Genomic DNA, 13,097 nt, shown 5'->3' on the forward strand with positions numbered 1-13,097 from the left:
CGTTATACGCCCTTGGCTGGGATAAACGAACGCCCCGACGGCACATGTGGCGTGCCGCCGGGGCGTTCGGAGTACGTGCAGGCAGCTGGTGATTAGCGCTTGCTGTACTGCGGGGCCTTGCGGGCCTTCTTCAGACCGGCCTTCTTGCGCTCGACCGCGCGGTCGTCGCGCTTGAGGAAGCCGGCCTTCTTGAGCGGGCCGCGGTTGTTGTCGACGTCGGCCTCGTTCAGCGCGCGGGCGACACCGAGACGGAGCGCACCGGCCTGACCGGAGACACCGCCACCGGCGATGCGGGCGACGACGTCGTAACGGCCCTCGAGCTCGAGCACCTTGAAGGGCTCGTTGACTTCCTGCTGGTGCACCTTGTTCGGGAAGTAGTCCTCGAGGGTACGACCGTTGATCTTCCACTTGCCGGTGCCCGGGACGATCCGGACGCGGGCGATGGCGTTCTTGCGACGGCCCAGGCCGGCGGCCGGCTGCGGGTCGCCGAAGCGGGACGCGAGCGACTCGGAGGTGTACTCGCCCTCGACGGGGACGTCCGACTCGGTGGTGTAGCTGTCGATGTCGACGAGCTCAGTCTCTTCGACCGGCTGCTCAACAGTGGTCTCGGCCACGATTCTCCTCAGATTCTCTTCAGTCTTAGGGGGTGGCCGGACTTACTGCGCGACCTGGGTGATCTCGAACGGAACCGGCTGCTGCGCAGCGTGCGGGTGGTTCTCGCCGCGGTAGACCTTCAGCTTGGTGAGCATCTGACGGCCCAGGGTGTTCTTGGGGAGCATGCCCTTGACGGCCTTCTCGATGGCCTTCTCGGGGTTCTTGTCCAGCAGCTCGTCGTAGCGGACGGAGCGCAGACCACCCGGGTAGCCGGAGTGGCGGTACGCCATCTTCTGGGTCCGCTTGTTGCCGGACAGGTGCACCTTGTCGGCGTTGATGATGATGACGAAGTCACCGGTGTCGACGTGGGGCGCGTAGATCGGCTTGTGCTTGCCGCGGAGAAGGGACGCGGCGGTGGTGGCGAGACGGCCCAGGACGACGTCCTGAGCGTCAATGACGTGCCACTGGCGAGTCACATCGCCGGGCTTGGGGCTGTACGTACGCACTTCGCAGCCTTCTTCTTCAGTGGATGGGTGCTGACACATGGCATCACTGAAGCGATCGTGCAGCTGGGGACGACAATGCCGGGGACGCTACCCGTATGCCGCCCACTGGTAACTGCTCCAGGGAACCTAGGTAGAGGCCGCTCCCGTGAGAACGAGCGAGCCAATACACAACGAAGAGCAAGCCTACAAGGGTGGCCCCGGACGGGTCAAAACGAGCTCCCGTCGACATCCGGACGAGCCGTCGCCGACCGCGGCGGGAAATCCCGGGAGCGCGACCGTACCAGGATGCGCCGTCCTGCCCCCAAAGGTCCCCAGAAGGTCCCCTGACTCCGTTCGTACAGTCGCACCGGTACCCCCCGGCCCCCGTCTAAGATGCGCCCCATGAGTTATGGGCAGGGGGGACCTCAGTCCCAGTGGGATCCGTGGAAACCGCAGTCTCAGCAGCCCTGGGACAGCGGCGCCGGCCCGACCCCGGACTGGGCGTCGCTCGCCGAGGCGTCGGAGACGCGGAACAAGCGGCGCAGGGTGCTGTTCATCGGCGGTGGCGTGGTCGCCACGCTGGCGATCGGCACCGCCGTCGCGATGGCCGTGGTGTCCGCGAACGGCGACAACAAGGCCTCCGGCGCGCCCACCAACCTGCCGGCCAGCGGCTCGCTGCCCAGCGACACGGCCGGTTCGGTGCCGTCCTTCGCCCCGACCAGCGCGCCGCCGCCGCTGGACCCGGAGGAGTTCATATCCAGCGTGCAGAAGGACACGGCACCGCTGAGCGCCACGACCCTGTTCCCGGGCACCCAGCTGACCATGGGCGGGACGGTCTACAAGAAGGGCGCCACGGCCGACGCCAAGAAGTGCGCCACGGCCGCCAAGGGCACCCTCCCGGCCGTCCTCGACAAGGACGGCTGCACCCGCCTGCTGCGGGTCACCTACTCCAAGGACGGTGTCGCGGTCACGGTCGGCGTGGCCGTGTTCAACACGGAGGCGCAGGCGAGCAAGGCCAAGACCGAGGCCGACAAGAAGGGCTTCGTGACCGCCCTGGCCGGCTCCGGCGTGAAGACCTTCTGCGACTCCGGCGTCTGCCGCACGACGACCAATTCGTACGGCCGCTACGCGTACTTCACCACCGCGGGCTTCGTGAACGGCAAGGACGTCACCACCAAGGACACCAAGGTCTTCCAGGCCGGCGACGACCTGGCGGAGTTCACCTTCCGCCAGATCCACCGCCGCGGCGAGGCCCAGGCGTCGGCCGCGGCCGACCGGTGACCGGTCCGCACAGCGCGTGAGAGTCTCCCCCCTGCCTGGCCGGTGATCAAGGACATCACCGGTCGTCGGGGCCCTTGGGGGACTCATGACGGACACGTCCAGACGCAGACTGCTCGCCGGCGCGGCCGGCACCGGCGCGGGCTGGCTGAACGTGCGGGACACCGCGTACGGCGCCCTCGGCGACGACTCCACCGACGACCGGCCGGCCATCCAGAAGGCCATCGACGCGGCCGGCCAGGGCGGCACGGTCTACTTCCCGCCCGGCAAGTACCGCATCGCCGCACCCCTCAGGCTCTCGCTGGGCGTGACCCTGCGCGGCGACTGGAACCCGCACTTCCCGGTGCGCACCAACATGGCCGACTCCTTCCTCCGGCCCGGCATCGGCAACTTCACCGGCGAGGCCCTGATCGTCATCGACCCGGCCCCGGTGAACGGCGACTACACCGACTCCGCCTGCCGCGGCGGCCCCCGCCTCCACGGCCTCGCCCTGGACGGCCGTGACCAGCAGGACGCCACCGGCGCCGCGATCGACGGCGTCCGGATCAACCCGGGCGTCAAGGGAGTGACCGGCGACACCTCGACCGTCGCCTGGCTCGTCGTCGAGCCCGCCTAGCCGTACTGCCCTGTGGGGTGGGGGACGCGGCCGGTGGTCCCCCCGGCCGAGGAGCGCGTGCCGGACCCCCGGCCCGGGGCCGGGCAGAATGGCCTCGACCAGGGCCGGGGGCCGGTCGAGGAGAGAACGGGGCGGGCGAGGGTCATGCGCATGCGGGGACGGGTCGGGCTCATAGGGGCGGGTGCCGCCGCCGCGCTGCTGGGTCCGCCGGCCGTGTGGTGGGCCCGGCGGGACACCGAGGACGCCGCGCGGACTCCCCGGCTCGTCCCCACCGAACTGCGGAACCGCGATCCCGAGGCGACGCCCGCCGCCCGCCGGGTCTACGCCCTGCTCGCCGGCCTGGAGAACCGGGCGCGGCGCGGCGAACCGTCCCGGACGGTCATCGGGCAGCACGTCGAGCTGCACAACGAGCGCTACAACCCGTCGTACGGCGACTACCGGGGCACCAAGCAGCCCGGCTACTACTACAAGAAGGCCCACGACATCACCGGCAGGTTCCCGGGGTTCGTGGAGGTGGACCTGGGGCCTGGGTACGGGCAGCCGGGCTGGGCGGTGGGCGAGCCGCGCTCGTACTCCCGCTCCTCGTGGCCGAGCTGCCGCAGGTGCTGGGGGTACGTCGACGACGCGGTGGACCTGGCGCTCGGGGTGTGGGCCGGGCTGCCGCGCGCGGCGGACGGGTCGTACCACCCCTCGGGCACGCACCTCGACTGCGCCTCCGGGACCCGGGTGAGCCTGCCGCAGAACGGGGGCGGCCCGGCGGGCATCGTCGGCTTCTCCTTCCACCAGCCCTACCCGGGCAGCCCCCTCAAGGGCTTCGAGCAGACCCGTTACCAGAGCTCCCCGGCGGCCCGGGACAGCGGCTGGTTCGGCCGGGTGGTCACGCCGGGCACCGCCGAGCACCAGGCCCTGCTGCTGGACCTCGGCTTTCTCGCCGACCACCTGGGATACCTGGCGGAGCACGGCGTGCCGGTCCTGCTGCGGCCGTACCACGAGATGAACGCCAGGCCGGGCCACGGGTTCTGGTGGGCGGGGCAGGATCCGGCCGCCTACCGGAAACTGTGGCAGGTCACCCACGACTACCTGGTGAACAGCCGCGGCCTGCACAACCTGCTCTTCGTCTGGGCCCCCAGCGCCTGGGAGGGCACCTTCGCGCGGGAGCCCGGCGTCTACTACCCGGGCGGGCGGTACGTCGACGTCGTGGGCGTGGACGACTACAGCGACACCCCGCGGCGGCCGTTCCGGGGCAGGCCCTGGACCCAGGTCTGGTACCAGGGCCTGGAACGCTACGACCGCCCCCGCGTCCTTGCCGAGTCCTTCTACGTTCCGCTCGGCTCCGCACAGCGCAGAACACTTTCGGACACCCCGTGGGTGCTCTGGACGGTATGGGGACAGGCCCTGACATACGCCAATGTCTCCAGCCCGAGCGGAAAAAACACCCCGGAAGATGTGAAAGCGACCTACAAGTCTTCGCAGGTCATCACCGGCAGCGGGGACGGACGGACGGGCTTCGACTGGACCTCGTTGCACAAGACATAGATTTATTACTTTCCCACTACATCTTGCTCACCAATGCTTCATGACTGATTCTTACGTGGCAAGATTTGTTTTCTTGTGCGGTCGGTGGCGCAGGACGCCCGGGGGGGCATCTGAGCCGGCCGCAGAACGCCGAAAAAGGCGTGCCGGGGGGCAACATCACGGCGCGGAACGGAACGAGTGAGACGAGGTTTCTCGTGTCACCCGTCCCGTCACTGAGCCATGCCGTCCGGCACCCACCGATCTCACGGAAGAGCATGTAGCCGTATGGCATCGACAGTGGTCGACGGGGGAACCCCGCATTCGCGACACAACGCGAAGCTGGCCAAACGCACCGCCTCGTGGAAACCCGGCATCCTGCCGTTCCTGCTGCCGTTCGTCCTGCTGGTCGTCTTCGGCCTGTGGTCCTACCGGCCCAGCTCCTCACTGATGAGCTGGATCCTGACCGTCGTCTGGTCCCTGCCGGCGGCCGGTGTGCTGATCGGTCTCCAGGGCGCCCTGCTGATCCGCCGCCGGGTCCGCAAGAGCGACCGGATGACCCCGCCCGCCCCGGCCGAGCAGGACTTCCTGATCGCGCTGTGCCCGACCATCGGCCGCCACGACACCTACCCGGCCCTGGAACGCTCGATCCTCTCCTACGTCGAGCACCTCCCGGAGTTCTTCCCGTACATGCGGGTCGACATCCTCACCGAGGAGGGCTGCGAGGCGGCGGCGGACATCGACCGGCTCGCCGACTCCCACCCGCTGATCCGAGTGATCACGGTTCCCAAGGACTACGTCCCGGCCAACGGCACCCGCTTCAAGGCCCGTGCCAACCACTACGCCCACGAGCTGCGCATCGCGGAGGGCGAGGCCCTGGAATACGTCTGGGTGCTGCACATGGACGACGACACCGGCGTCGGCCCGGACACCGCGGCCTCGCTCGCCCAGTTCATCAACCGGCAGCGCCGCGCCCACCCCGACGAGGCCAAGCACATGGCCCAGGGCATCCTGACCTACCCCCGCGAGAACGCGGTGAGCCTCTTCACCTGGCTCGCCGACGCGGTGCGCCCCGCCGACGACATCGCCCGCTTCCGGGCCCTGACCGGACTCGGCACCCCCGCAGCCGGTGTACACGGTGAGCTGCTTGTGCTACGCGCGTCCATCGAGGCCGAGATCGGCTGGGACTTCGGTCCCAAGGAGATCGTCGAGGACGCCCGGCTCGCCCTGACCTTCTGCCGCACGTACCCGGGCCGCAGCGACTGGTTCAACGGCCGCTGCTACGGCGCCTCGCCCGCCAACGCGGCCGACTTCATCAAGCAGCGCGAACGCTGGGCCTGGGGCCTGGTGGCCCTCTGCTTCAACCGCAAGGTGCCGCTGCGCTACCGCTGGTTCCTGTCGATCTGCGTGGCCACCTGGATCCTCGGTCCGCTCCAGCACATCGGCGCCGTGCTGCTCGTGGGCTGGCTGTTCAACGACATGAACACCTCACCGGTGACCCAGTCGATCATCCTCCTCTGGGCCCTGAACTTCGCCTACGTGATCTGGACGTACTGGGAGGGGCTGCGCCTGAACGCGCTCGCCTCGGCCAGCGGCCGGCGCAAGTGGTGGGAGCCGATCGTCGTGGTCGCCTGCATCCCCGTCTTCTCCGTGCTGGAAGGGCTCGGCGGCTTCAAGGGCTTCATGAAGTTCGTCCGGCGCGAGGAGAACAAGTTCGTCGTGATCGCCAAGCCCGCCTGACCTCTCGGAAGACACCCACTGACATGCGTTCGCGACTGCCCCTGCTCGCCATCTTCCCGGTGGCCGTCCTCACCGTCGTGCTGGGCACCCCGTTCGTTCTCGGCGACCACCCGGTGCGCTGGGAAGCCGGCTCGGCCCTGCCCCGCCTCGTCCGCGGCGACTCCGACGAGTCCACCACCTCGGACGACGGCACCCGCCCCGGTACGACATCCGCCTCCCCCTCCGCGTCCGCCGACGCCCTCCAGGTCGCCAAGCCCTGGAAGGCGGGCATGCCGCAGTGGGGCGTGCAGATCTACTGGGAGGACGACAGGAAGAAACTCTCCGACGACTTCATCGAGAAGCAGGCCCACAAGCAGGCCGCGTACCTGATCGGGCTGGGCGCCAACTCGGTGTCGATCTCCTTCCCCTTCTACACCAAGAACGGCACGTCCGACGAGGTGTGGGCCGGTGCCAAGACCCCGACCCCACAGCGGCTGGAGCGGGTCCTGAAGGTGTTCAAGGACGCCGGTTTCCGCACCCGGCTGCGCCCGATCATGGACGAGTCGTCCCTGAAGCCCGAGGACGGCTGGCGCGGCGACGTCGCACCCGCCTCCCGCTCCGCCTGGTTCGCCTCGTACAAGAAGCTCGTCACCCCGTACCTCGAAGCCGCCGGCGAGGCGAAGACGAACACCTTCGTGATCGGCACCGAGCTCAACTCCCTGGAGGGCGACCCGGGCTGGAACACCCTGGTCGACTCCGCCGAGAAGACCTTCTCCGGCGAGATCGCCTACGACGCCAACTGGGACAACTACGTCACGGGCCGCATCAACATGCCCGTCAACCACCTCGGCGTCGACGCCTACTTCCCCGTCAAGGTGCCGGACACCGCGCCCGTCAAGGACCTGGTCGACGGCTGGGACACATGGCTGGACAAGAAGGCGACCGGCGCCCTGCCGAACATCCTCGTCTCCGAGTCCGGCATCGGTGCCATGAACGGCGCCTACCACGCCCCGGGCGACTTCTACAGCCACCGCAAGGTCAACGCGAAGGTGCAGGCCAACTGGTACACGGCCGTCTGTCAGGTCGTCCAGGAGCGGCACATGCAGGGCGTGTACTGGTGGTCGATCCACTTCGAGGACGACCCGAACACCCCGCCCGACGACAAGACGGCCTCCCGGCTCGACTTCGCCGGCCGCCCTCTCAGCGAGAAGGCCATCAAGACCTGTTTCGCCTCCGACTACGCGGGCCCCGGCACCGGCACCACGAGCTGACCGAGCGAGGAATCATGCAGGAAGCCATCATCCTCGTGGGCGGCAAGGGAACCCGCCTGCGACCGCTGACCAACCACACCCCCAAGCCGCTGCTCCGGGTCGCGGGTGCCTCCTTCATCCGGCACCAGATCGCCAAGCTGACGGCCGCAGGCGTCGAGCACGTGGTCTTCGCGACCTCGTATCTCGCGAGCCTCTTCGAGGAGGAGTTCAAGGACTTCTCCCAGGACCTGGCGATCTCGTACGCCGTGGAGGAGATCCCCCTCGGCACGGGCGGAGCGATCCGCAACGCCGGACGGCTGCTGCGCGGCGACGCGCCCGACGCCCCGGTCCTCGTCCTCAACGGCGACATCCTGTCCGGCACCGGGCTGCGCGCCCTGCTGGCGCACCACGAGGCCCGGGACGCGGACGTGACACTGCACCTCACCCGGGTCGCCGACCCGCGCGCCTTCGGCCTGGTCCCCACCGACGAGGCGGGCCGGGTGCTCTCCTTCCTGGAGAAGCCGAAGACCCAGGAGGAGTGCGTCACCGACCAGATCAACGCCGGGTGCTACGTCTTCCGCCGGTCCGTCCTGGACGCCATCCCCGGCGACCGGGAGGTGAGCGTCGAGCAGGAGACCTTCCCGCGGCTCGTCGCCGACGGCGGGCGGGTCTTCGGCCACACCACCGACGACTACTGGCGCGACCTCGGCACCCCGCTGGCGTTCGTGCACGGCTCCGCCGACCTGATCACCGGCAGGGCGCCCTCGCCCCTGGTGGGACCGCCGGCCGAGGCCCTGATCGACCCCACGGCCGTGGTGGCCCCGACCGCACGCGTGACCGGCGGCTCGACGGTCGGCCCGCATGCCGTCATCGGCCCGCACGTGGTCGTCGACCGCTCCATCATCGGCGCCAACGTCACCGTCGCCGAGGGCGCCCGGGTGCACGAGTCCGTGGTGGACCACGACTCCTCGATCGGCAGCGAATCGATTCTTCGCGAGGTCGTCGTGGGCTGCCACACGCACGTCGGCGCCCAGAACGAACTGCCCGCCCAGCTGCGGCTGTCGTGCGGCATCCGCATCCCCGCCCAGGGCGTGCGCGTCAGCGGTACCGCTGTCGCCTGCCCGACGGTCCACTGAAGCCGCCGGCCCGGACAGTTACTGGATTACTGGAGAGACGTGACCAGCCATCGTTCATCGGCCGCGCAGACAGAGCGTCTTCGCAAGTACCGGCCGGACATCCAGGGCCTGCGCGCCGTCGCCATCATGATGGTCGTCTGCATGCACACCGGCATCCTCGACATCCACGGCGGTGTGGACGTCAGCTTCGTGCTCAGCGGCTTCCTCATCGGCAGCCAGCTGCTCGCCGAGATCGACAAGACCGGCAAGGTGTCCCTCAGCAAGTTCTGGGCCCGCCGCTTCCGACGCCTGGCACCGGGCGCCGCCCTCACCATCGTCGCCACCGGTGTCCTGTCCTGGCTCTACGCGAGCCCGTTCAGCTTCCGCAGCTACATGGACGACGGACTCGCCGCGTCACTGAGCGTCATCAACTGGCGGCTGGCCGAGAACGGCACCGACTACTTCGCCAACGACGGCAGCCAGTCGCCGTACCAGCACTTCTGGTCACTGGGCATCGAGGAGCAGTTCTACCTCGCCACCCCGATCGTGCTCGTCGTGGTGGCCTGGCTCAGCCGGCTCGTGTTCCGCCGCAACCGCATCCTGGTCGGCGTGGTCCTGATGGCCGTGGTGGGCGGCTCGTTCTACCTGGGCTACACCGAGACCACCACCAACCAGCCACTCGCCTACTTCGGCACCCAGTCCCGCATCTGGGAACTCGCCTTCGGTGTCCTGCTCGCCCTCTGGGCCCCGGTCATCTCCCGCATGCCGCGGGGGCTCGCCGCGGTCGTCTCCTGGCTGGGCCTGGCCACCACCCTGGTCACCGGCCTGCTCATCACGGAGAACACCCCGCTGCCGGGGTACGCCGTCCTCGGTCCCGTGCTCGGCGCGTGGCTGATCATCGCCGGCGGCTGCGCCAACCCCCGCCTGGGCGTGGAGCGGCTCCTCGACAACCCGGTCTTCGACTTCATCGGCAAGGTCAGCTACGGCTGGTACCTGTGGCACTGGCCGCTGCTGATCCTCTGGCCGCACATCATCGGCTGGGAGTTCGGCTACTCCGACCGCTTCCGGGTGGCGGTCCTCTCCTTCCTCATCGCCATCGCGACGCACTACGTCGTCGAGAAGCGGTTCAGGGAGAACGTGAAGCTGGTCGTCCGCCCCTGGCGGGGCATCCTCACCGGCGGCACCCTGACGGCCACCTCCGCCGTCGCCATGGTGGTCGCACTCCAGGTACCGCTCAACCTGTCCTTCGGCACCGCGGGCACCGCCGCCGCGCTCACCGGGTTCGACGGCACCAAGTCCGTGGTGCAGGCGGTGGGCGAGCGCGACGCCCCCAAGGTCAGCGAGAGCGCGCTCCTGAAGTCCCCGAACGACCGGGGCGACCACGGCTGCATCGACCAGCTGCTGGTCACCAGCTTCACCCCGCACGACGACTGCGTGATCGGCGACAAGTCGGCGGACCGGACGATGGTGCTGCTCGGCGACTCGCACGCCTACCAGTGGGGCAACGCCTTCAACGCCCTCGGCCTGAAGCTGCACGTCAAGGTCGTCACGGTCATCAAGAGCGGCTGCTCCCCCGAGGTCTACAAGATCACTCGCGAGGACCTGGGACGCGAGTACACGGAGTGCCCGAAGTGGCGGGAGACCGCCCTCGCCTACATCAAGAAGCTCAAGCCGGATGTCATCGTGGTGGCCAACCGCGTGCAGTACACCACCGTGCGCGCAGGCGCCGAGGACACGTTCAAGAAGCTCAAGGCCATGGGTTCGGACCTGGTCTACCTGGCCGACACCCCGAAGCCGACCTTCAACATCCCGGACTGCCTGGCAGAGAACTCGGCCAACCCCGCCGAGTGCACCCTGAAGTCCGAGACCGCCGTCGACCTGCCCGACTTCCGCAAGCTGGAACGCGAGGTCGCCGAGCAGTACGGGGCCACGGTCATCAACCCGCTCCCCGCCTTCTGCGCGGACGGCTACTGCCCGGCGGTGATCGGCGGGCACGTCGTCTACTGGGACAACAGCCACATGACCGGCGGCTACGCCAAGTCCCTCGAACCGTTCCTGGAGCCGACCTTCAGGAAGGTCCTGGCCGGCTGACCCTCAGACCGTCCGCACCCGTACCCGGCGTGCCTGCCGCTGCCGTTCCAGCAGCTGGCCGGCCGCCGGGTACGCGACCTCCTCCAGGGTCAGCCCGTGCGGCCGTACGACATGTACGGCGCTGTCCCGCACCCCCGCGTCCAGCACCTTCCGCGGCCACTCCACGCCCCGGTGCCCGTCCCCCACGAACAGCAGCGCGCCGACCATCGACCGCACCTGGTTGTGGCAGAAGGCATCGGCCCGGACCTCGATCTCGACGACCCCGTCGCCGCGCCGGCTCACCCCGAAGCCGAGGATCTCCCGGATCGTCGTCGCGCCCTCGCGCTTCTTCGCGTAAGCGGCGAAGTCGTGCTCCCCGACCAGTGACTTCGCGGCGGCGTCCATGACATCGACGTCCAGCTCCCAGTCGTGCCACAGCACGTGGTTGCGCAGCAGCGGGTCCACGCCTCCAGGCCGGTCCCCGACCCGGTACACGTACCGCCGCCACAGCGCCGCGAACCGCGCGTTGAACCCCGCCGGCGCCTCGCCGACCGACCACACCCGCACGTCCTTCGGCAGCCGCCCCGCGAGCCGCTTCAGCAGCTTGTCCCGCTGCTCCTCCCACACCCCGGCGGGCAGATCGACATGCGCCACCTGCCCCCGCGCGTGCACCCCGGCATCCGTCCGCCCGGCCACGGTCAGCTCGTACACCGTGTCCTGCGACCGCGTGACGATCCGCAGCGCGTCCTCGATCTCCCCCTGCACGGTCCGCCTCCCGCCGGCCTGCTTGGCCCAGCCGTGGAAGTGGGTCCCGTCGTAGGACAGGTCGAGACGGATGCGCACCTGGCCGGGCTGAACGTCGTCACTCACAGGAGAATCCTCTCAGGGCAAGAAAGCGGGCCCGCCCCTCGAAAGGAACGGGCCCACTGACGCGCCCCGTAAGGGGCGCCGGACTGCACCGATATGCGGCTCCGCCGCGTGGGCGCGACCAGCCACAACGGACCGGCAGCCAAAGGACGGCTTACGCCTCCTCGGCCTCCGGCTTGGCGTCCTCGACGACCTCGTCGGCCTTGGTCTCCTCGACCTTGGCCTCCTCGGCCTCCTTGACCGCACGCTTGGTGGCGGCCTCGGCCTCGCCGGTCGCCTGCTGGGCGACCGTCAGCGCCTCGACCAGCTCGATGACAGCCATGGGCGCGTTGTCGCCACGACGGTTACCGATCTTGGTGATGCGGGTGTAACCACCGGGGCGGTTCTCGTACCGCGGGCCGATCTCGGTGAAGAGCGTGTGCACGATGCTCTTGTCCGTGATGACCTGGAGCACCTGACGGCGGTTGTGAAGGTCGCCCTTCTTCGCCTTGGTGACCAGACGCTCGGCGTACGGGCGCAGGCGGCGGGCCTTCGCCTCGGTGGTGGTGATACGGCCGTGCTCGAAGAGCGCCTTCGCGAGGTTCGCGAGGAGCAGCTTCTCGTGCGCGGCGCTGCCGCCCAGACGGGCACCCTTGGTGGGCTTCGGCATGGTTCTTCTCCTGTGTGTCTGCCCCGGCCGTGCCAGGTACCGGGGTCAGTATCCGAGCGGGCGGTCGCCCGTCGGAGATCCGAGGCTCTTTTCAACCCCGGAGGGTCCGCGCCCCCGAAGGGGCGCGGGGAACTGCGCGACCAGCCACAGCGGACCTGCAGCCGCAGAACCGGCCTCCTCGCGGAGCGCTCAGTACTGCTCGGTCTCCACGAAGCCCGCGTCCGCGTCGTCGTCCGCGCCGAACGCGTCCGCCGCAGCCGTGGGGTCGAATCCGGGCGGGCTGTCCTTCAGGGCCAGGCCCATGCCGGCCAGCTTCGCCTTGACCTCGTCGATGGACTTCGCACCGAAGTTGCGGATGTCCAGGAGGTCCGCCTCGGAGCGCGCGACCAGTTCACCCACGGAGTGGATGCCCTCACGCTTGAGGCAGTTGTAGGAACGGACCGTGAGCTCCAGCTCCTCGATCGGCAGCGCCAGGTCGGCGGCAAGGGCGGCGTCCGTCGGGGACGGGCCCATGTCGATGCCCTCGGCGTCGATGTTCAGCTCGCGGGCGAGACCGAACAGCTCGACCAGGGTCTTGCCGGCCGACGCCATCGCGTCACGCGGCCGCATCGCCTGCTTCGTCTCGACGTCGACGATCAGCTTGTCGAAGTCGGTGCGCTGCTCGACACGGGTCGCCTCGACCTTGTACGTGACCTTCAGCACCGGCGAGTAGATGGAGTCGACCGGGATCCGGCCGATCTCCTGGCCCACCTGCTTGTTCTGCACGGCCGAGACGTAACCGCGGCCACGCTCGACCGTGAGCTCCATCTCCAGCTTGCCCTTGCCGTTGAGCGTGGCCAGGACCAGGTCGGGGTTGTGCACCTCGACACCGGCCGGGGGCGCGATGTCGGCCGCGGTGACCAGACCCGGACCCTGCTTGCGCAGGTACATCACCACGGGCTC

Annotated in this window: 12 protein-coding genes; 7 read left to right on the forward strand and 5 right to left on the reverse strand. The window is 69.3% G+C overall.

Translation table 11 applies throughout. The features are described from left to right. Window positions 1-92: 92 nt before the first annotated feature. Window positions 93-614 (reverse strand): 30S ribosomal protein S9, encoded by a 522-nt coding sequence (gene rpsI / locus ABT137_RS29395; RefSeq protein ID WP_351714120.1) that lies wholly within the window; start codon window positions 612-614, stop codon window positions 93-95. A gap of 42 nt (window positions 615-656) precedes the next feature. Next, on the reverse strand, window positions 657-1,100 hold the full coding sequence (rplM, locus tag ABT137_RS29400) for a 50S ribosomal protein L13 (protein ID WP_351714121.1): 444 nt from the start codon (window positions 1,098-1,100) through the stop codon (window positions 657-659). Window positions 1,101-1,481: 381 nt separating this feature from the next. On the opposite strand from rplM, the gene ABT137_RS29405 reads away from it, so the two are divergent. The 7 genes from ABT137_RS29405 to ABT137_RS29435 all read left to right on the forward strand — a co-directional run bounded on the left by ABT137_RS29405 (window position 1,482) and on the right by ABT137_RS29435 (window position 10,660). Next, window positions 1,482-2,360: a hypothetical protein gene (locus ABT137_RS29405; RefSeq protein ID WP_351714122.1), complete on the forward strand. Its 879-nt coding sequence runs from the start codon at window positions 1,482-1,484 to the stop codon at window positions 2,358-2,360. Between the two features lie 85 nt (window positions 2,361-2,445). Beyond that, window positions 2,446-2,973, forward strand: coding sequence for a glycoside hydrolase family 55 protein (locus tag ABT137_RS29410; protein ID WP_351714123.1), 528 nt, complete (start codon window positions 2,446-2,448; stop codon window positions 2,971-2,973). Between the two features lie 150 nt (window positions 2,974-3,123). Continuing rightward, window positions 3,124-4,509 (forward strand): glycoside hydrolase family 26 protein, encoded by a 1,386-nt coding sequence (locus ABT137_RS29415; RefSeq protein ID WP_351714124.1) that lies wholly within the window; start codon window positions 3,124-3,126, stop codon window positions 4,507-4,509. A gap of 264 nt (window positions 4,510-4,773) precedes the next feature. Beyond that, the gene (locus ABT137_RS29420; RefSeq protein WP_351714125.1) at window positions 4,774-6,225 is read left to right on the forward strand and encodes a glycosyltransferase family 2 protein; all 1,452 of its coding nucleotides are present in this window, start codon (window positions 4,774-4,776) and stop codon (window positions 6,223-6,225) included. 23 nt (window positions 6,226-6,248) lie between these two features. Continuing rightward, window positions 6,249-7,475, forward strand: coding sequence for a glycoside hydrolase family 113 (locus tag ABT137_RS29425; RefSeq protein ID WP_351714126.1), 1,227 nt, complete (start codon window positions 6,249-6,251; stop codon window positions 7,473-7,475). A 14-nt stretch (window positions 7,476-7,489) separates the two neighbouring features. Continuing rightward, complete coding sequence (gene manB / locus ABT137_RS29430; protein WP_351714127.1) at window positions 7,490-8,590, forward strand: mannose-1-phosphate guanylyltransferase; 1,101 nt, start codon at window positions 7,490-7,492, stop codon at window positions 8,588-8,590. A gap of 39 nt (window positions 8,591-8,629) precedes the next feature. Further along, complete coding sequence (locus ABT137_RS29435) at window positions 8,630-10,660, forward strand: acyltransferase family protein (protein WP_351714128.1); 2,031 nt, start codon at window positions 8,630-8,632, stop codon at window positions 10,658-10,660. Window positions 10,661-10,663: 3 nt separating this feature from the next. Here the strand turns inward: ABT137_RS29435 and truA are convergent, their stop codons facing one another. From truA to ABT137_RS29450, 3 genes are all read right to left on the reverse strand, one after another. Beyond that, entirely contained in the window at window positions 10,664-11,509 is an 846-nt protein-coding gene (truA, locus tag ABT137_RS29440; protein WP_351714129.1) for a tRNA pseudouridine(38-40) synthase TruA, read from the reverse strand. Between the two features lie 151 nt (window positions 11,510-11,660). Then, the gene (gene rplQ / locus ABT137_RS29445) at window positions 11,661-12,155 is read right to left on the reverse strand and encodes a 50S ribosomal protein L17 (protein WP_351714130.1); all 495 of its coding nucleotides are present in this window, start codon (window positions 12,153-12,155) and stop codon (window positions 11,661-11,663) included. A 189-nt stretch (window positions 12,156-12,344) separates the two neighbouring features. Then, window positions 12,345-13,097 (reverse strand): DNA-directed RNA polymerase subunit alpha (locus ABT137_RS29450; RefSeq protein ID WP_351714131.1); only part of this gene is annotated, 753 nt, incomplete at its 5' end.

It is taken from the genome of Streptomyces sp. NPDC001980 (genome assembly GCF_040296885.1).
Classification (GTDB): domain Bacteria; phylum Actinomycetota; class Actinomycetes; order Streptomycetales; family Streptomycetaceae; genus Streptomyces.